At 33.3% G+C, this 19,601-nt stretch carries 16 protein-coding genes and 2 tRNA genes; 11 read left to right on the top strand and 7 right to left on the bottom strand.

Annotation, left to right across the window (positions count from 1 at the left end; translation table 11 throughout):
* Positions 1–37 precede the first annotated feature (37 nt).
* The 4 genes from bamP to ACFX5F_RS02170 are packed head-to-tail and all read right to left on the bottom strand — an operon-like array spanning position 38 to position 3,010.
* Positions 38–793, bottom strand: a complete 756-nt coding sequence (bamP, locus tag ACFX5F_RS02185) for a BamP family beta-barrel-assembly machinery protein (RefSeq protein WP_379849474.1) — start codon at positions 791–793, stop codon at positions 38–40.
* Entirely contained in the window at positions 783–1,505 is a 723-nt protein-coding gene (locus tag ACFX5F_RS02180) for a carboxypeptidase-like regulatory domain-containing protein (protein WP_379849472.1), read from the bottom strand. Before ACFX5F_RS02180 ends, bamP begins: the two co-directional genes overlap by 11 nt.
* The gene (locus ACFX5F_RS02175; protein WP_379849470.1) at positions 1,492–2,259 is read right to left on the bottom strand and encodes a peptidase associated/transthyretin-like domain-containing protein; all 768 of its coding nucleotides are present in this window, start codon (positions 2,257–2,259) and stop codon (positions 1,492–1,494) included. The genes ACFX5F_RS02180 and ACFX5F_RS02175 overlap by 14 nt, the downstream gene beginning before the upstream one ends.
* Positions 2,246–3,010, bottom strand: a complete 765-nt coding sequence (locus ACFX5F_RS02170) for a hypothetical protein (protein WP_379849468.1) — start codon at positions 3,008–3,010, stop codon at positions 2,246–2,248. The genes ACFX5F_RS02175 and ACFX5F_RS02170 overlap by 14 nt, the downstream gene beginning before the upstream one ends.
* Before the next feature lie 169 nt (positions 3,011–3,179).
* On the opposite strand from ACFX5F_RS02170, the gene pepE reads away from it, so the two are divergent.
* Positions 3,180–3,887 carry a dipeptidase PepE gene (gene pepE / locus ACFX5F_RS02165; RefSeq protein ID WP_379849466.1) on the top strand — a complete coding sequence of 236 codons (708 nt, stop codon included), beginning with the start codon at positions 3,180–3,182 and terminating at the stop codon, positions 3,885–3,887.
* Positions 3,888–4,049: 162 nt separating this feature from the next.
* Here the strand turns inward: pepE and ACFX5F_RS02160 are convergent.
* From ACFX5F_RS02160 to ACFX5F_RS02150, 3 genes are all read right to left on the bottom strand, one after another.
* Positions 4,050–4,125, bottom strand: a tRNA-Gly gene (locus tag ACFX5F_RS02160).
* Between the two features lie 47 nt (positions 4,126–4,172).
* A tRNA-Gly gene (locus tag ACFX5F_RS02155) sits at positions 4,173–4,245 on the bottom strand.
* Positions 4,246–4,588: 343 nt separating this feature from the next.
* Positions 4,589–5,311, bottom strand: a complete 723-nt coding sequence (locus tag ACFX5F_RS02150; RefSeq protein ID WP_379849464.1) for a murein L,D-transpeptidase catalytic domain family protein — start codon at positions 5,309–5,311, stop codon at positions 4,589–4,591.
* A gap of 189 nt (positions 5,312–5,500) precedes the next feature.
* On the opposite strand from ACFX5F_RS02150, the gene ACFX5F_RS02145 reads away from it, so the two are divergent.
* The 10 genes from ACFX5F_RS02145 (at position 5,501) to ACFX5F_RS02100 (ending at position 19,536) form a co-directional block, all read left to right on the top strand.
* The gene (locus tag ACFX5F_RS02145; protein ID WP_379849462.1) at positions 5,501–7,894 is read left to right on the top strand and encodes a DUF5916 domain-containing protein; all 2,394 of its coding nucleotides are present in this window, start codon (positions 5,501–5,503) and stop codon (positions 7,892–7,894) included.
* Between the two features lie 180 nt (positions 7,895–8,074).
* Positions 8,075–10,492, top strand: a complete 2,418-nt coding sequence (locus tag ACFX5F_RS02140) for a DUF5916 domain-containing protein (protein WP_379849460.1) — start codon at positions 8,075–8,077, stop codon at positions 10,490–10,492.
* A gap of 141 nt (positions 10,493–10,633) precedes the next feature.
* On the top strand, positions 10,634–12,151 hold the full coding sequence (gpmI, locus tag ACFX5F_RS02135; protein WP_379849458.1) for a 2,3-bisphosphoglycerate-independent phosphoglycerate mutase: 1,518 nt from the start codon (positions 10,634–10,636) through the stop codon (positions 12,149–12,151).
* 125 nt (positions 12,152–12,276) lie between these two features.
* Complete coding sequence (locus ACFX5F_RS02130) at positions 12,277–12,948, top strand: TetR/AcrR family transcriptional regulator (protein ID WP_379849456.1); 672 nt, start codon at positions 12,277–12,279, stop codon at positions 12,946–12,948.
* Between the two features lie 13 nt (positions 12,949–12,961).
* The gene (locus ACFX5F_RS02125; RefSeq protein WP_379849454.1) at positions 12,962–14,632 is read left to right on the top strand and encodes a peptidase domain-containing ABC transporter; all 1,671 of its coding nucleotides are present in this window, start codon (positions 12,962–12,964) and stop codon (positions 14,630–14,632) included.
* Positions 14,626–15,972 carry an HlyD family secretion protein gene (locus ACFX5F_RS02120; RefSeq protein WP_379849453.1) on the top strand — a complete coding sequence of 449 codons (1,347 nt, stop codon included), beginning with the start codon at positions 14,626–14,628 and terminating at the stop codon, positions 15,970–15,972. Before ACFX5F_RS02125 ends, ACFX5F_RS02120 begins: the two co-directional genes overlap by 7 nt.
* On the top strand, positions 15,972–17,360 hold the full coding sequence (locus ACFX5F_RS02115) for a TolC family protein (protein WP_379849783.1): 1,389 nt from the start codon (positions 15,972–15,974) through the stop codon (positions 17,358–17,360). Before ACFX5F_RS02120 ends, ACFX5F_RS02115 begins: the two co-directional genes overlap by 1 nt.
* 44 nt (positions 17,361–17,404) lie before the next feature.
* On the top strand, positions 17,405–18,223 hold the full coding sequence (gene map, locus ACFX5F_RS02110; protein WP_379849452.1) for a type I methionyl aminopeptidase: 819 nt from the start codon (positions 17,405–17,407) through the stop codon (positions 18,221–18,223).
* A 76-nt stretch (positions 18,224–18,299) separates the two neighbouring features.
* Positions 18,300–18,674 carry a GxxExxY protein gene (locus ACFX5F_RS02105; RefSeq protein ID WP_379849450.1) on the top strand — a complete coding sequence of 125 codons (375 nt, stop codon included), beginning with the start codon at positions 18,300–18,302 and terminating at the stop codon, positions 18,672–18,674.
* Positions 18,675–18,765: 91 nt separating this feature from the next.
* Entirely contained in the window at positions 18,766–19,536 is a 771-nt protein-coding gene (locus ACFX5F_RS02100; protein ID WP_379849448.1) for a class I SAM-dependent methyltransferase, read from the top strand.
* Positions 19,537–19,601: the final 65 nt, after the last annotated feature.

Genomic DNA, 19,601 nt, shown 5'->3' with positions numbered 1-19,601 from the left:
AGTCTCTTCCGTTTTCAATTCTTAAAACCGGCTACTTTTAGTTTTCAATAGCAGTAATTTTTTTATACTCCTTGTTTTTAGTAACAAGGAAGTCAATTAATTGAAATTCATTTTCGGAATTAAGAAGCAATTTTGATTTAGGATCATTTTCACAAAAAATCAGAAAAAGTCTAATTTCATCATCCTTTAACTGTAATGTATTAGCGAAGAAATCATACCCAACCCTTTTCAAAGCTAGTTCGGTAAAACTTTTATTTTCTGTAAAATCTATTACCTCCAGATTATTTTTTCGCAATGATTTTAGAACATCTTTATAAATTCGTACAAAGTTCATTCCGTTTTCAATATTCCCATTCGGTGGCATTGTTCTATTCTTTGGAGAAGACTTTTCGTCGTCAAAATATTGCTTATCAACAATGCTCTGTGTATTTCCCAAATTTGGCTTTAGTACCTTTTTTACGGGAACAATAACTTCGATTAGCTGATTTGTAAATGCCTCCATTTTCACTCGTAATAGAGGAGTCGAAAGTTGTTTTTCAGTAAGTACAATTTTTCTGGATTTGAATGCTAAGCTCGAAAAAACCAAGGTGTCATTCACTTTTGCCAGAATACTAAAAAACCCTTTTGGTCCTATGAGCAGTCCCGTTTTAGAATTCACATTAAAAACGATCACATTTTCTAACTTAATAGAATCGTTTACGACCTGACCATGCAACGTTTTTCTTGTCAATATCTGACTCACACAAAATTGACAAAATAAACACAAAACAAGGATTGTTATTTTATTTTTCATTTTCAATGGTTTTATTATAATTTTCAGCTAAACTGACAATCAAAAACATCGTTAACGTTTTGTTCTTCGTACTCAATGCGTCTGCAAATGGGGGATCTTCAATACAATAATATTGAAATCCCCGTATATAATCACTCGGAATTTTCAGAGTTTCAGTGTAATATTTATTTTCAAAAAGAACTTCAAGTCTGGATAACGAATTTTCTTTTCTCTCTACAACAATTTCTTTTTTAAGCATTGCTTTACGTCCCGAAATTGTGTTTAACAAACCGTCAATACCACCGCCAGAGGTTGCGGTATATAATTTCCTTTCTGCAGGGCTGTATTTTTTTTGGCCATAAGGGATAATTCCCAGATTTTCAGCCGTTATTTTAGAGCTCTCATTGACGATAATTTCTTTTAGAGGAATGCTTTGGGTTGTCATTTGAATTGCAATCCGATTCGACAAAAAATCTCCCTTAGTGACTTTCTTCCGTAAAGTTACGAGATTCACAGCTGAAAATACTAAAATATCTCCTTCTTTTATAAATAGCGAAAAGAAACCATCTCTATCTGAAACAGTTCCACGCTGACTCCTTGAATTGAATACATTTATCCCTTCAACAGAATCAGCGGTGATTTTACCCAGAATTTCTTTTTCATTACTATTTTGTCCAAAAGCAATTTGTGTCAGAAAAAAGAAAACAAACAGTAGTGTATTATTTATTCTCACTGGCTATAATTTCGTTATACTTAACAGCTAATTCCCCAATCAAAAAAGAGGTCATTGTTTTATTATTAGATTTTAAAATAATTGTAAATTTTTCATTTTCCACAACATAATATTGAAATCCTTTTACATATTCAGAAGGTATTTTTAACTTATTTACAAAATAATCGATATCGAATAAATTATCCAGTTGCTTCAAATATGACTCTTTCTTCTCGACTTCAATCTCTTTTTTAAGCATCTTAGTTCTTCCATTAATTTTGTTTATCAGTGGATCAAGCGGCATTGATCCGCCTAATAAGTTCAATAACATTATGGGTTTGAAATCTCCTGCTGTTTCTAAGCGTCTTTCCGCTGCAGTATACTTCTTTTGACCATATGGAATAATCCCTAAGTTCTCAGCAGTAATTTTTGAATTTTCATTGATAATAACTTCTTCTAACGGAATACTCTTGGGAGTCATTTGAATTTTAATTTTACCCAAAACTAAATCTTGCTTATTTATTCTTCGATATAAAGTAGTAAGATTCACAGCTGAAAACACTAAAACATCGCCTTCTTTTGCAAATAGCGAAAAAGAACCGTCTTTACTTGAAACAGCTGTCTTCTGATTCGTTGAATTCAATACATTTATTCCTTCAACAGCAACAGAATCAGCGGTTATTTTACCTTGAATTTCTATTTCAGCATTATTTTGTCCAAATGCAATTTGGGTCAAAAAAAAGAAAGCGAACAATAGCGTATTATTTATTTTCACTGGCTATAATTTCGTTATACTTAACAGCTAATTCCCCAATCAAAAAAGAGGTCATTGTTTTATTATTCGATTTTAGAATAGTTGTAAATTTTTCATTTTCCACAACATAATATTCAAATCCTTTTACATATTCAGAAGGTATTTTTAACTTATTTACAAAATAATCTATATCGAATAAATTATCCAGTTGCTTCAAATACGACTCTTTCTTCTCGACTTCAATCTCTTTTTTAAGCATCTTAGTTCTTCCGGAAAGAAAATTCAATAAGGGATCTGCAGAAATAGAACCGCCTGCCATCCCGCTTACACTCGCCGACGCATTAAGGTCAGTAGCAGTATATAATTTACGTTCCGCAGCCGTATATTTTTTTTGATTATTAGGAACAATCCCCAATGATTCCGCATTGATATTTGTATATCTTCTAACGATCACTTCCTTTAATTGATTTACAATAGGATTCATTTTAACAGAAAATAAATCTTGTTGAAAATATTCCGAAGTGACGCCAACTCTTATCGTTTTAAATTGAGGCGCTGAAAACATTAACGTGTCTCCAATTGTAGCAGGTATCGAAAATTCCCCTTCTTTATTTGTAATCACAGCCTTTTCAGTTTTTAAATTAATGACATAAATCCCTTCAAGATTTGACAAGCCTGCAATAACTTTTCCATGCAAGTTTTCAGGAATTGGCTCTTGCGTTAATGCTTTTGTCGCCATCAAAATAAAAAAAACGCGTACAGCTCTAGTCATTAGGTTAAAGTGAAATTTGAATTATTGTAAGAATGGTAAAAGTATCTTACTCTTTTCTAAATTAATTACTAATAACTTGGTAAAAATATGTTAATTAAACATTATAAAAAACAACTTTAAAAAGCACGATTTAATATCTTTATCCCAAACTATTTTTACCTATATAAAAATGAAAAATATTATTATCGCTAGCACTTCAACCCTTCATGGAGGGGACTATTTAGACTATCTTTTACCTGAATTGAAGTTGCATTTCAAGGACTGTAAAACAATTTTTTTTATTCCATATGCACGTCCTGGTGGCATTTCACATGATGAATATACCGCAAAAGTAGCTTTGGCTTTCGCCAAAATAAATATAGCGGTCAAAGGAATCCATAAATTTGAAGATCCAACATCAGCAATTCAAGATGCGCAAGGAATTTTTACTGGTGGCGGTAATACGTTTTTATTGGTATCCCAATTGTACAAAAACAACATTATGACCATTCTTGCAGAAGCAGTAAAAAATGGAACGCCGTATTTAGGGACAAGCGCAGGAAGCAATATTTGTGGACTGACGATGCAAACTACTAATGACATGCCCATTATTTATCCTCCAAGTTTTAAAACCTTAGGGTGGATTCCTTTCAATTTGAATCCCCATTATTTAGATGCTGACAAACAATCACAACATATGGGCGAAACACGCGAAACAAGAATCAAAGAATTTCATGCATTTAACTCCGTCCCTGTTTTAGGATTACGAGAAGGAAGCTGGCTGGACGTTAAAGGTGAAAAAATAACTTTAAAAGGCAATTTATCAGCCAGACTTTTTAGACAAAACCAAATTCCTGAAGAATTAGAAAACGGATCTGATTTGAGTTTTATAAAATGATTTTGAAAGGAGATCAGAATAAAAAAAGCCGAAACAATTAAGTTTCGGCTTTGAAGAGCGAAAGACGAGGCTTCCCGTATCACTTCGTTCACGGGATATCCCGAAGTTTCGGGACTCGCACAATTTTAAAATAAAAAACCTCAAACAAAAGTTTGAGGTTTTTGGAGCGAAAGACGAGGCTCGAACTCGCGACAACCAGCTTGGAAGGCTGGAGCTCTACCAACTGAGCTACTTTCGCATTGAAACAGTAAAATAAAAAACCTCAAACCAGAATTTGAGGTTTAGAGCGAAAGACGAGGCTCGAACTCGCGACAACCAGCTTGGAAGGCTGGAGCTCTACCAACTGAGCTACTTTCGCATTAACAACGGTGCAAATATAGATAATAATATAGGTTCAATGCAAGTTTTTTTTTTGAAAAAAATCATAAAATTACATTCAAAAGCTTTTTAAGAAAGCACATTTTAGGCATAAAGAATTTAATATGAAATTATTATACCTTTATTTCCCTGAAAAATTATTTTACAAAGAATACAAAATATCATATAAATTAGTGCAAAAGAAACCTTTCCCTTACCTCATCCTGTTCTTCGACAAGGAAAACCAACAGAAAATACTTGTAGTAACGAAAAAATGGCATACCTAAAAAGATATGCCATTTGAAATCGAAAATATTGAGGAACATATTATAATGTTCAATAAATTACGAAATTAATTCAGAATCCAATTTAAAACTTCTTGATGGATGATAAATAAAGAAACACGATTTATTTTTTATCGCATTGATAATATCTTTAGACAATTCTACCGGTATAGCAGGACAACCCTGACTTCTCCCTAATCTATGATTACTTTGTACAAACGAATTAGAAACATATTCTGCCGCATGCATTACCACACCTCTATTTCTTGCGTTATTATTAATTCCTTTTTCCAATCCATCTAACTTAAGTGACATTCCGTGTTTTCCATTGTAAATCTCACCTGTAGCATAAAACCCTAAACTACTTTTATACGATTCTGCTGCATTTGAAAAAGAAGAGGCAAAATCATCACCTGTATTTCTTCCGTGCGCAACAAGGGAATTATACAGTATTGTATTTGTTGTCAAATCGATAACCCAAAGTCTTTTGGTACTAGATGACAAACTAAAATCAACCAAAGTCAAAATATCTTTTTGAACTAATCCTTTTTCTTTCAACAAATAAAAACCTTTCAAAGCTTCAGTAAAGCTTTCTAATTTTGGCAAACTAAATTCACTGGAATGCAAACTATTATAAACCATTTCAATCTTAGCGTCTATACTAGTAGTTACTACTTTGGCATATATTACAGGTTTAACAATCTTTGGTTCAGAAATATTGGGTTTGCTTGTTGAAAATGAAAAAAGTAAAAACAAAATTGCGGGTAACGTCTTATAAATCATTGAATATCTTTTAGTTAAATATTAATTTGGAATGGCAAACGTACACATAAATTCACCGTTGAAACAAAAATTATGATAAATTTAAATATAATATAACAAAATAAATTAAAAAATATTGCTTAATAACATTGAAATAAAAATACAATATCTACAAATTTTGTTATTTTTGTCCACATACATTACTAATTCATGGCGAAATATCATTATTTATCATTACTTATTTTAATTGTTTGCAGTATTACCACTTATGGTCAAAAAAAAGTCCTTCATGCAAAATCTATAAAGGATAACATTACAATTGACGGAAAAATAAATGAAGAAGCGTGGAATACTGCTTCCGTGGCTACTGATTTCGTTATGTATGAGCCTGATAACGGAAAACCAATTAGTACTGATAAAAAAACAGACGTAAAGATACTATACGATAATAACGCCATTTACGTTGCCGCTGTACTATATGACAATAATCCTGCCAAAATAAAAACAGAAATCACCAACCGCGATATTTTTGGAGTTTCCGATATTTTTTCCGTGTACATCAACGGGTTTAATGACGGACAGCAAGATTTTAGATTTTATGTAAGTTCAGCCGGTGTTCAAATGGATTGTTTAGCGACTGAAGACAGCGAAGATTTTACATGGGATGCCATTTGGGATAGTAAAGCAACACTTACTGATTTTGGCTGGGTTGTAGAGATGAAAATCCCATATGCCGCTTTGCGATTTTCGAACGCACAAAAGCAAACTTGGGGCATCAATTTCATGAGGGAAATTAAACGAGATGTCCAAAAATATACTTGGAACAGAGTTGACACCAAAATAGGCGCGGTGATTCCACAAGCTGGAATTCTTGAAGGGATAGAAAATATAAAAACGCCAACCCGTCTTTTCTTTATACCGTACTCCTCAGCCTACTATCAGCAAAACGAAATAGGATCTAGCACCACATTCAAAGCTGGCCTAGATATAAAATACGGAATTAATGATTCGTTTACATTAGATGCCATTTTAATACCTGACTTTGGGCAAACAAAATTTGACAATGCTATTTTGAATCTTGAACCTTTTGAACAAAGACTTGATGAAAATCGTCCTTTTTTTACTGAAGGAACGGATTTATTTAACAAAGGAGGGTTGTTCTATTCCAGAAGAATTGGTGGCGCACCAAGTACCGAACCACAAATTGCAGCTAATGAAGAAATCACCAATTACCCTAGTAGCGTGAAACTAATCAATGCTGTGAAAATTTCCGGCAGGACGGAGAAAGGTTTGGGAATTGGTTTTTTGAATGCTATTACTAAAAAAACATACGCTACCATACAAAACAATGACACCAACGAAACCAGAAAAGAAGTTATTGAACCATTGACTAATTACAATATGTTAGTTTTAGATCAGCGTTTTAACCAAAACTCATCGGTTTCGTTTGTGAATGCTAATACTACTCGCACTGGGAGTTTCAGGGATGCCAATGTTTCCGCTCTATTATTCGACTTGAATACAAAAGCAAATACGTATAGCTTATTTGGAGACTTTAAATACAGCTCCATTAATACAACCGAAGATTATACCGGTTTTAAAACCTCTCTAAGCTTTGCAAAAACAAGCGGAAAATATCGATACTACCTTTCCGGAAAATATCTCTCCAAAGATTATGATATCAATGATCTAGGAATTATTTTCTACACGAATTATCACAGTGCTTTTGCAAATGCCAGTTACAGAATCTTGAATCCTACAAAGTTTTTTAATACTTTTAAGGTAGAACAAGAATTAAATTTAGAAATCCAGAATACAACCGGTAAATTGCAAGAAGCTTGGTATAAAACGGTCGTAAAAGCCAGATCACGAAACAACAATTACTTTGAACTGGCCCTGGTTCTTACTCCCGTAGAAACTTTCGATTTTTATGAACCACGAGAAAATGGCCGGTATCTGCAAATGCCCAGAAGAGTTTCTTCTTATTTTGGAACAGAATTCAACACCAACAATGCTTTTACTTTTGATTTTACACCTAGTTTCACAAAATACGACCAAAACGGCAGAATTACTTACGGCCTGGCTCTGGGTCCTAAATACAGGTTTAATGATCAATTTTCATTGTCTTATGTATTAGATTATACCCGTAAAAAAAACGACAGAGGCTGGGTAGCTTTTGATGATGCCGGAATTATTTTTGCAGAGCGCAATAGGGAAATACTACAAAATGACATTACTGGAAAATATGCGATAAATAATAAAATGACCATCAACCTTACGGCCCGTTATTACTGGTCCTATTCTCAAAACCATGAATTTTTTACGCTGCAAAACAACGGTTATTTAATTCCAAACAATGAATATTCCGCTAATAAGGACCGGAATTTTAATTCTTGGAATTTTGATTTGGCTTATTCGTGGTGGTTTGCACCAGGAAGCGAAATTTCGTTTTTGTATCGAAACTATTCGCTTGAAAGAGCTAGTAGGGTTGAGAAGAATTTGAATACTAACTTTAAAAGTGTTTTTAATGGAAATCTCACAAATATTGTTTCTGTATCTATTCGCTATTTCATTGATTATAATGTAGTCAAAAATAAATTCTAACCTATATTAGATTTGTATAAAATGAGATTGAACACCTTGGTATTCAATCTCATTTTTTTATGCAAAAAAATACGACTTAAATTTTCCTTAAAAAACTGTAACGAATTCTTAAAAGTTTAGTCTATTATTAAAATTCAATCAAAAGAATTTCATCAATCAAATCAAATTAATCAAAACTGCATGCGAAAATTACTTCTAATACTCGTTCTCTTTTTTTCAGTTCTTGGCCATAGCCAAAAAAAAGTGCTGCAAACTAAATCTATTTCAGAAAACATAACCATCGACGGAAAAATAGATGAAGAAGCATGGAAATCAGCTCCCGTAGCATCAGATTTTATTATGTTTGAGCCAGATAACGGCAAGGCAATTCCAGAAAATAAAAAAACTGAAGTAAAAGTTTTATATGACAATGACGCCATCTATGTTGCGGCATTAATGTATGACAATGAGCCAAAAAAAATCATGAAAGAAATTTCACAAAGAGATAATTTTGGGTCATCAGATCTTTTTGGTGTTTTTGTAAATGGTTTTAATGACGGGCAACAAGATTTTCGTTTTATTGTTTCGGCATCTGACGGACAAGCAGACTGTCTCGGAACAGATACCAATGGAGAAGATTATTCCTGGGATGCCGTCTGGAAAAGCAAAGCCGTAATCACTGATTTTGGCTGGATTGTTGAAATGAGAATACCTTATGCTGCACTTCGTTTTTCTGGCGAAAACAAACAAACTTGGGGATTGAATTTTTTTAGAGAAATACAACGAGACAGACATAAATATTCGTGGAATTTTATCGATTCTAAACTTGGCACTTTTACACAACAATCCGGTACCTTAGAAGGAATTGAAAATATAAAACCTCCTACCCGACTTTTTCTTCTGCCTTATTCTTCCTTTTATGTAAATGCTGGAAAGGGACAGAAGACGTATGGTACAATCAAAGGCGGCTTGGATATAAAATACGGAATTAACGATGCTTTTACGCTGGATATGATTCTTATTCCAGATTTTGGACAAACAAAATATGACGATCAAATTTTAAACTTAGGTCCGTTTGAGCAGCAATTCAATGAAAACAGACCTTTTTTTACAGAAGGAACTGATTTATTCAGCAAAGGAAATTTATTATATTCAAGACGAATTGGTGGTAGACCATCAAATTATCCAACCGTTTCTAACGACGAAAAAATCATTGAAAATCCTTCAAGCGTTAATTTGATTAATGCGCTAAAAGTCTCCGGTCGAACAAAAGATGGTCTTGGAATAGGAATTTTGAATGCTGTTACTGAAAAAACATATGCGTCAATACAGAATAACGATACTCAAGAAATAAGAAAAGAAATGGTTGAACCCTTAGCAAATTATAATGTTTTGGTACTGGATCAGCGTTTCCGAAAAAACTCTTCGGTTTCATTTATAAACACCAATGTAACCCGAAATGGGAGTTTTCGCGATGGAAATGTATCTGCAATGGTTTGGGATTTAAATACCAAGAAAAACACGTATAATCTTTCTGGAAATTTCAAATACAGTTACATAAATGATATTGAAGACAAAAAAGGAACAGCAACATCGTTGAACTTAGGAGAGACTTCTGGCAAATACCGATACAGTGTAGGAACAGAAATAGTGTCAAAAAATTTCGATAATAATGATTTAGGAATCAATTTTGAAACTAACTATTATGCTATGTATGGAAATGCAAGTTATAGAATTTTAAATCCTACAAAACACTTCAATTCTTTCCGTGTAAATCTCAATTTATATACCCAGTTTCAAAAAGAGACTGGAAAAATTCAGGGAAATAAAATCAACCTTAACATTAATTCGAATAATAAACAAAATCATTTTTTTGGTTTAGGGATAAATGCCAGTCCAATTGAATCCCATGATTATTATGAGTCCAGAACGGAAAACAGGTATTTGATTTCTCCAAAAAGATTGGGCGGATGGTTCTACTTTTCTTCAAATTACAATAATAAGTTTGCTATTGACGTCAATCCTTCATTTGCTATATTGAGTGAACCCGGAAGAAATTCTTTTGGCATTGACATAGGCCCAAGATACCGTTTCAATGATAAATTTTCGTTGAATTACAACTTTAACTTTTTTAGACAAAACAACAATAAAGGTTTTGTAGACAGTATTGATGATGATTTAAATGCATCTACGGCTAATGCCATTATTTTTGCCAATCGAAATGTTATTACCTATTCCAACTCTCTTTCCGGGAAATATTCTGTTAACAGCAAAATGACTTTCAATCTTTCCTTACGCCATTATTGGTCGTACGCCGAAAATAAAAACTTCTTATCGTTGCAACAAAACGGCAGATTAGCGGATTATAATACTTACACCCAAAATAAGAACTCCAGTTTTTTCTCCTGGAATGGTGACATCTCCTATTCTTGGTGGTTTGCCCCAGGAAGCGAAATCTCTGTTTTATACAGAAATAATGCAGCCAATTTTCAGAGAGAAATAGATAAGGATTTCGGAAAAAAAGTAACTACTTTATTGACCAATGATCAACTAAAACACGTTTTTTCTATTAGTGTCCGTTATTTTATTGACTATAATGAAGTGAAAAACAAATTCTAAGTTGCATTAATTTCAAAAAAAAGCCTTTTCTGCCGCAAAATTATTGTTTTTTAATGGCGTAAATTCCTGAATGCATAATAGTCGTTTTGAATACTTCGAACATTTTTAGAAATACTTTATCTTTGTATAAAATCTTTTATAATGAACAAAAAAGTAATTCTAATGATATTAGACGGTTGGGGGAAATCTCCTGACCCTAAAGTGTCTGCAATCGATAATGCAAATATTCCATTTATAAATAGTCTTTATAAAAAATTCCCAAGCGCACAGCTTAGAACTGACGGCTTAAATGTAGGATTGCCAGAAGGACAAATGGGAAACAGCGAAGTAGGACACATGAACTTGGGTGCTGGCCGCATAGTATATCAGGATTTAGCTAAGATAAACCTTGCCGTAGCGCATAATACTTTGGCAAAAGAACAAGTATTAGTCGACGCTTTTACTTATGCAAAAGAAAACAATAAAAAAGTACATTTCTTAGGTCTTGTTTCTGATGGTGGTGTTCACTCGCATACTTCACATTTGCGAGGTTTGATTGATGCAACACAACAATACGGACTGCAGAAAGTATTCGTTCACGCCTTCACTGACGGCCGTGATGTTGATCCAAAATCCGGGAAAAATTATATTCAGGATTTACAAGATTATATTGACAATACAACTGTTAAAATAACTTCTGTTATTGGGCGATATTATGCTATGGATAGGGACAAACGCTGGGAAAGAGTAAAACTAGCCTACGATTTATTGGTAAACGGAATTGGAACACATTCAACAAACGCCGTTGCTTCAATAGAAGAAAGTTATGAAGTTAATGTAACCGATGAATTTATTCATCCAATGGTCATGGTGGATGAAAATGACAAACCATTAGCTACTATAGAAGAAGATGATGTCGTTATATTCTTCAATTTCAGAACTGACAGAGGAAGAGAACTGACCGAAGCGCTAACGCAGCAAGATTTCCATGAACAGAACATGCACAAATTAAATTTGTATTATGTAACGCTAACCAACTATGACGAAACGTATAAAAACGTAAAAGTTGTTTATAATAAAGATAACATTACCGAAACTCTTGGTGAAGTTTTAGAAAAAGCGCACAAAAAACAAATTCGTATTGCCGAAACCGAGAAATATCCTCACGTGACTTTCTTCTTTTCTGGTGGAAGAGAACAACCTTTTATTGGCGAAAGTCGCATCTTGAAAAATTCTCCAAAAGTGGCTACTTACGACTTACATCCAGAAATGAGCGCATTTGAATTGACAGATGCTTTAGTTCCTGAATTAGAGAAAGAAGAAGTAGATTTTGTATGTCTTAATTTTGCCAACGGCGATATGGTAGGACATACAGGAATTATGAGTGCTGCAATAAAAGCTTGTGAAGCTGTAGATAAATGTGTCGAAAAAGTAATAACAACCGCATTAGCCCACAATTATACAACTATTGTAATTGCAGATCACGGAAACTGTGAAACCATGATTAATCCCGACGGAAGTCCTAATACAGCCCATACGACAAACCCAGTTCCAATTATTTTGGTCGACAAAGATTTAAAACAAATACACGATGGTGTTTTGGGTGATATTGCTCCAACTATTTTAGAATTAATGGGAGTTGAAAAACCAGCAGTCATGACTTGTCACTCATTACTTTAAATAAAATAAATTCAAAAATTTATAAAAAAAAGCTACTCCATGTGAGTAGTTTTTTTTTATAAATAAAAGTTAAAATTTCATAATTGATAGTATTACTATTATATTTGCATAAAATATGATTAATTATGAATACAATACTATCCAATCTAAAAATACAAGTCAACGAAAAAATCTATGTTAAAGATCCCGAAACGTCTGCCTTGGGAAAAAAAATCATTGAGCAAAGTATCCTTTTGATTGATGAAATTGGGTTCGACAATTTTACGTTCAAGAAGCTTGGTGAAAAAATTGGTTCTAATGAAAGTTCTCTTTATCGGTATTTTGAAAACAAGCACAAACTATTGGTGTATTTATCCTCTTGGTATTGGAGCTGGATGGAATACAAACTTGTTTTTGCCACCACAAATATTACGGACCCAAAAGAAAAACTTAGAAACGCAATCACTATTGTTACTGAAAAAGTAATCGATGACAGCAGCACCGAACACATTAATGAGGCTATTCTAAACAAAATTATTATTGCGGAATTCACAAAAACGCTTCACACCAAAGAGGTTGATCAGGAAAACAAAGAAGGTTTTTTCCTGATTTACAAAAGAGTAATCAACAGAATTGTGAATATTGTAACCGAAGTAAATCCAAGTTATGTATACGCTAAATCTCTGGTATCGACAATTGTAGAAGGCAGTTTACATCAACACTTTCTGACCGAACACTTTACTAATATAACGGATTGTAATAGTTCTAAAAGTACAACACAATTTTATCTCCATTTGATCGAAAACGTTTTACGCTAAAAAATAAAAAAATATGACTCCTTTAAAACGATTTTACAATTTACTTGAATTAGACAAAAAAGATGTTTCTCAAATATTCTTTTATGCCATTTTTGCGGGATTAATCAGTTTATCTCTTCCTCTTGGAATTCAGGCCATTATCAATTTTATTCAATCTGGGAGAGTCAGTGCTTCATGGATTGTACTTATTATTTTAGTTGTTTTTGGTGTAGCTTTAGTAGGGATTTTATCCCTAATGCAATTGCGAATTACAGAAAATTTACAACAAAAAATATTTGTTCGGTCCTCTTTTGAATTTGCAGCACGTTTACCAAAAATAAAATCAGAGCAATTGTACAATAACTATCCTCCTGAATTAGCGAATCGTTTTTTTGATACTATGACGATTCAGAAAGGAACCTCTAAGTTATTAATCGATTTTTCGGCAGCCTTACTTCAAATTGTTTTTGGAATTCTATTGTTGTCATTATACCACCCCTACTTCATTATATTTGGTATTCTATTGCTTTTTCTCCTCTATTTCATTTTCAGGTTTTCATATAAATCAGGATTGGAAACTAGTTTGAAAGAGTCAAAATTCAAATATAAAGTTGCCGGTTGGCTGCAGGAAATGGCACGTAATAATTTCAGTTTCAAAAATGAACTTAATTATGATTTTGCTTTAGAAAAAAACAACCATATCGTAACCGATTATCTCAACTACCGTGAAAAACATTTTAATGTAATTAAAAGACAATTCACTCAGTTAATTGTTTTTAAAATCATTATTACTGCCAGTTTACTATCGATAGGCGGTTTTTTAGTCTTGTCCCAACAAATGAATATTGGGCAGTTTGTTGCTGCAGAAATCATTATTCTATTGGTAATTAATTCGGTTGAAAAAATCATTATTGGATTGGAAACTTTATATGATGTACTAACTTCTATCGAAAAAATTGGACAAGTAACAGATTTAGAGTTAGAGGAAGATTCAAATATAAAAAGCGAAACGTGCTACACAAATATCGTTTTGGAAACAGAAAACATTAAATTCAAATTTCCTGATTCCGAAAACGAGGTCCTAAATACAATCAGCCTGAAAATTGAACAAGGAGAAAAAATAGTAATTGAAGGTGACAACGGTTCCGGAAAAACAACACTGATACGGTTGCTTGCTGGTATAATACAGCCCACATCCGGTTCTTTTTACATCAATGATGACACGTTTAGAAAAATAAACCTAAAACAATACCGATCACAAATAGGAAGCGTTATCCAAAGTGAAACTCCATTTGAAGGGACAATATTAGAAAACATTACTTTTAATGATTCATCAATTCCTTTCGAAGATATAAAATGGGCAATTGATGGCGTTCAACTGAGTTCCTTTATCAAATCATTACCCAAAGGTTTAGATGCTAAGCTTTTTCCTGAAGGAAAGCAATTATCTTCATCTAATGCACAAAAAATATTACTGGCAAGAAGTATTATTCACAGACCTAAAATACTTTTTTACGAAGATCCGACTGATAGTATGGATGAAAAAGTAGCTAATGAAATTATTGATTTTATTACTTCCGATAAAAACAAATGGACAATTATAGTTTCCTCAAAAAATCCGCATTGGAAAACCAAATGTAGCCGAAGAATTACCATGCAAAACGGATTCATTCAACTGGACTCAAAAACTGATATATCATGCTAAACATATCCGACAATAAAACAAAACTACAGTCACTTGCTCAATATGAAACAGTAAAAAATTTAAGTAACAGACCGCACTATAAAATCTTAAACAGAATTATAGCAGGTGTTTCAATAATTGGGGTAATTGCACTGTTTTTACCTTGGACACAAAATGTTTCAGGAACTGGAGCTGTAACAACATTAAAACCAAACCAAAGACCACAATCTATTCAAAGTGTTATTTCTGGTCGAATAGAAAAATGGTATGTAAAAGAAGGTGATTTTGTAAAGAAAGGAGATACTATTCTTTTTATCTCGGAGATTAAAGAGGATTATATGGATCCGAATTTGGTAGAAAACACTAAAAATCAAATGAATGCGAAGAAACAATCTTTACAATCGTATGGTTCAAAAGTAAATACCTTGGGAGCACAAATTCAGGCTATTGAAAGTGAAAAAATGCTAAAACTGGAACAAGCTCAAAACAAAATTAAACAATCTCTTTTGAAAATAAAAAGCGACAGTATGGATCTGGTTGCCGTTAAAACACAACTAAAGATCGCAAACACACAATATAACAGGTCCTTGCAATTGAACAAAGAAGGTTTAAAACCATTAACCGACACCGAAGACAAAAGACTAAAACTCCAAGAAGTTGAAGCAAAAATCATCACGCAAGAAAACAAATTTTTAATAAGTAAAAATGAATTTATAAACGCAAAAGTAGAGATCAACAGGATAACTGCTGAATATTCAGAAAAAGTCTCCAAAGCCAATAGTGATAAATTTACTGCATTGAGCAGCCAATATGATACTGATGCTCAAGTAAATAAATTAGAAAATCAATATGTTAATTATAGCATTCGAAATGGTATGTATTATATCAAAGCCGCACAAAGTGGCTACATTAACAGGGCGTTGCAATCCGGCATTGGAGAAACGATTAAGGAAGGAACACCAATAGCCACAATTATGCCATCGGATTATGATATTGCAGTAGAAACATTTGTAAATCCAATTGACTTGCCTTTAATAAGTAAAGGCGAAAAAGTACGTGTTTGGTTTGACGGATGGCCTACGATCGTTTTTTCAGGATGGCCGGATATGTCTTATGGAACTTTTGGAGGTAAAGTTGTAGCGATAGAAAATTTTATCAGTGAAAATGGCAAATACAGAGTCTTAATTGCTCCTGATTCTTCCGAAGCAAAATGGCCTAAGCAATTAAGCATAGGCTCCGGAGCGCAAACTATTGCTCTATTACACAATGTGCCAATATGGTTTGAAATATGGAGAACACTGAACGGATTTCCTCCCAATTATTACAAAACTGGAACAAAAACAATAAAAGAAAAGAAATAATGAAGCAACTCCTTTTCGCCTTTCTATTATTTGGTTTTACCGCTTTTGGACAAGATTTTGGTTCCAAAGAACTGACCTATACCGAGTTTCTGGGCTATGTAAAAAAATTTCACCCGCTCGTTAAAAATGCCAACTTAGAAATCAATAAGGCACAGGCAAACTTGATGATGGCACGAGGTGGATTTGACCCAAAAATCGCGGTAGATTTTAGTAAAAAACAATTCAAAGACAAAGAATATTATTCGATTTTAAACAGCAGTTTCAAAATCCCAACTTGGTATGGAATTGAGATTAAAGCAGGGTTTGACAACAATGAAGGAATTTATCTGAATCCTGAAAATACGGTTCCCAATAAAGGATTAACATCGCTAGGAGTAACGATTCCGCTTGGACAGGGGTTATTTATTAATCAGAGAATGGCAGATGTTCGTAAAGCGAAAATGCAAATGCAATTGAGCCAATCCGAAAGAAAATTGCAGGCAATAGCTGTTCTGTATGATGCTTCACTTGCTTATTTTAATTGGAAAAAAAACTTCAACGAAGTAAAGCTGTATGAAGAATATAATAAAAATGCGCAAAAACGTTTCAAAGGAACTAAAACTTTAGTCGTACAAGGTGACAAACCTGCAATTGATAGTATTGAAGCCGGAATAAATGTGAAAAACCGAATGTTGAGTTTAGAAGATTCTACGCTTAAATTGGCTAAAGCCAAATTAGAACTCGCTAATTTCCTTTGGTTGGGAAATAACATTCCACTTGAATTATCAGACGAACTCATTCCCGAAAAACAGTTAGAATTCACGATTCAGGAAAGTTTAAAAACAAATGATTTGTTGAACGCCGATTTCTCCATCACCAATCATCCAAAAATAAATGCATTGCAGAGTAAAATAGACATATTGAATGTGGAAAAGAAATTGAAAGCTAATATGCTTTTACCAAAAATTGACGTTGGCTACTCCTATTTATCGGAACCCAGTTACATCGATAATTATCAATTTCAGAATTACAAAATAGGGTTAGATTTTTATTTCCCTTTATTTCTGCGAAAAGAGCGAGGAAGTTTAAAACTGGCGAAATACAAAGTTCAGGAAACCGAATTTACATTGGACTTAGAAAAAGTGCAATTGACCAATAAAATTAATGCCCAGAAACTGGAGATTGAATCGTTGTTAAAACAAAAGGAAATCATTAAAGGGTTGGTCCAAGACAATCTCACGATGCTTAATTCTGAAGAACGCTTATTCTCTTTTGGCGAGAGCTCCCTTTTTTTAATCAACACTAGAGAAAATAATTTAGTCAGCGCTCAGCTTTCCCAAATTGCTTTGGAGAATCGATTTTACGTCTCAAATTCAGAGCTTTTTAAAATTATGGCCAATCCGGATTAAATAATTTATAAAATCGTACTTTTGCAAACTGAAAAACAAGTAATATGATCATTGTAAAATCACGTGAAGAAATAGAATTAATGCGCGAAAGTGCCTTAATAGTATCAAAAACATTAGGAATGATTGCTTCTGAAATAAAAGAAGGAGTTACCACTTTATATCTTGACAAATTAGCTGAAGAATTCATTCGTGACCACGGAGCTGAACCAAGTTTTCTTGGATTATATGGTTTCCCAAACTCACTTTGCATGAGTCCGAACGCTCAAGTAGTGCACGGAATTCCAAACAATAAACCATTAGAAAGTGGTGATGTGATCTCGGTAGATTGTGGTGCCTACAAAAATGGATACCATGGAGATCACGCTTATTCTTTTGAGATTGGCGAAGTAGCTCCCGAAACTAAAAAATTATTACAAATAACCAAAGAATCATTATACGTAGGAATCCGAGAATTGAAATTAGGAAACCGCGTAGAAGATGTAGGAAATGCTATTCAACGATATACGGAAGCACATGGCTATGGTGTCGTTCGTGAACTGGTAGGTCATGGGTTAGGACAAAAAATGCATGAAGATCCAGAAATGCCTAACTATGGTAAAAAAGGAAGAGGAAAGCTTTTTGTTGAAGGAATGGTTGTGGCAATTGAGCCTATGATTAATATGGGAACCAGAAACATCAAACAACTCAAAGACGGTTGGACAATCCTTACTGCCGATGGAAAACCAAGTGCCCATTTCGAACACGATGTAGCTATTATCGACGGGAAACCAGAAATTCTATCGACGTTTGCTTATGTGTATAAAGCATTAGGAATTGTGAGTAATGAAGAGGATGAATTTAGAAGAGAGCCTCTTAAAATATAACACGAATTTCACAAATTTTCACAAATTATATTTTAAAAGTGCCATAGTAAATAAACAAACTTAAGAATTCAAACACATGGACGATCTTTATTTAAAAGAAGAAGCTTACAAGATTATTGGACTTTGCATGGAAGTTCATAAAATTCTTGGAAAAGGACATAGTGAGATTGTTTATGGAGATGCTTTAGAATATGAATTACAGAAAAATGAAATTCCTTATAACAGGGAATCTAAATATAATATAGCATATAAAGACACCATATTACCAAGTTATTATTTTGCAGATTTCGTTGTTTTTGATGAAATTATTTTAGAATTAAAAGCAATTCAAAGTTTAACTAGTGGTGAAATAAGACAAACTTTAAATTATCTGGCAGCTTCACAAAACAAACTAGCGATATTAGTTAATTTTGGGGAAGACAGTCTCAAATATCGAAGAATAATTCTTTAATAACAATATAAAATTAATGAAATCCATATTTTTCGCATCTGATCTATTTGTGAAAATTCGTGAAATTCGTGTTTAAATATACTACTTATCCGTGAAAAACCTTTTCAAATTAATACTCAATACCATACCTCGCCCACTATTAATACGATTAAGTTATGTAGCGCGTCCCGTTCTTGCCTTTGCATTAAAAGGAACTAAATTTACTGATCCTATTGACGGAAAAAGTTTTAAAATGTTCTTGCCTTATGGTTATGGAACCCAAAGAAACAACGTGCTTTCGCCAAGTACACTTTCATTGGAAAGACACCGTTTGCTTTGGCTATATTTAAATGAAAAAACTGATTTTTTTACTTCTGTAGCAAAAAAGAAAGTGTTGCATTTTGCACCCGAACAAGCTTTTTATAAATTGTTTCGAAATCAAAAGAATCTTGATTATACCACAACCGATTTATTCTCTCCTTTGGCAGATGTAAAAGCGGATATTTGTGATTTACCATTTGAAGACAATCAATATGATGTGATACTTTGCAATCACGTTTTGGAACACATACCAGATGATACGAAAGCAATGCAGGAATTATATCGCGTATTGAAACCCGGCGGAATGGCGATTTTACAAATTCCACAGGATTTATCCAGAGCCACCACTTTTGCTGACGACAGTATCACCGACCAAAAAGAACGCGCAAAAATCTTTGGGCAATACGATCACGTTCGTATCTATGGACGAGATTATTTTGACAAATTAAGGAGTATCGGTTTCAAAGTCGTTGAAGAAGATTACACTAATAAAATAGCACCTGAATTAGTAGAAAAATATTGTTTGGCAAAAGGGGAAATTATTCCTGTTTGTTTTAAATAAATAAGTTCAGACAGTAAATAATAAAGCCCGCTAAAAAAATATTTAGCGGGCTTTTTAGTATTAAA

This window comes from Flavobacterium zhoui (assembly GCF_042787235.1).
GTDB classification, from domain to species: domain Bacteria; phylum Bacteroidota; class Bacteroidia; order Flavobacteriales; family Flavobacteriaceae; genus Flavobacterium; species Flavobacterium zhoui.
This window is presented reverse-complemented; position numbering and strand designations above follow the sequence as displayed.

Bases quoted from the DNA above. Each gene is read 5' to 3' on its own strand.
- bamP (WP_379849474.1), bottom strand. From the start codon at position 793: ATGAAAAATAAAATAACAATCCTTGTTTTGTGTTTATTTTGTCAATTT.
- ACFX5F_RS02170 (WP_379849468.1), bottom strand. From the start codon at position 3,010: ATGACTAGAGCTGTACGCGTTTTTTTTATTTTGATGGCGACAAAAGCA.
- pepE (WP_379849466.1), top strand. From the start codon at position 3,180: ATGAAAAATATTATTATCGCTAGCACTTCAACCCTTCATGGAGGGGAC.
- ACFX5F_RS02150 (WP_379849464.1), bottom strand. From the start codon at position 5,311: ATGATTTATAAGACGTTACCCGCAATTTTGTTTTTACTTTTTTCATTT.
- ACFX5F_RS02145 (WP_379849462.1), top strand. From the start codon at position 5,501: ATGGCGAAATATCATTATTTATCATTACTTATTTTAATTGTTTGCAGT.
- ACFX5F_RS02140 (WP_379849460.1), top strand. From the start codon at position 8,075: ATGCGAAAATTACTTCTAATACTCGTTCTCTTTTTTTCAGTTCTTGGC.
- gpmI (WP_379849458.1), top strand. From the start codon at position 10,634: ATGAACAAAAAAGTAATTCTAATGATATTAGACGGTTGGGGGAAATCT.
- ACFX5F_RS02130 (WP_379849456.1), top strand. From the start codon at position 12,277: ATGAATACAATACTATCCAATCTAAAAATACAAGTCAACGAAAAAATC.
- ACFX5F_RS02125 (WP_379849454.1), top strand. From the start codon at position 12,962: ATGACTCCTTTAAAACGATTTTACAATTTACTTGAATTAGACAAAAAA.
- ACFX5F_RS02120 (WP_379849453.1), top strand. From the start codon at position 14,626: ATGCTAAACATATCCGACAATAAAACAAAACTACAGTCACTTGCTCAA.
- ACFX5F_RS02115 (WP_379849783.1), top strand. From the start codon at position 15,972: ATGAAGCAACTCCTTTTCGCCTTTCTATTATTTGGTTTTACCGCTTTT.
- map (WP_379849452.1), top strand. From the start codon at position 17,405: ATGATCATTGTAAAATCACGTGAAGAAATAGAATTAATGCGCGAAAGT.
- ACFX5F_RS02105 (WP_379849450.1), top strand. From the start codon at position 18,300: ATGGACGATCTTTATTTAAAAGAAGAAGCTTACAAGATTATTGGACTT.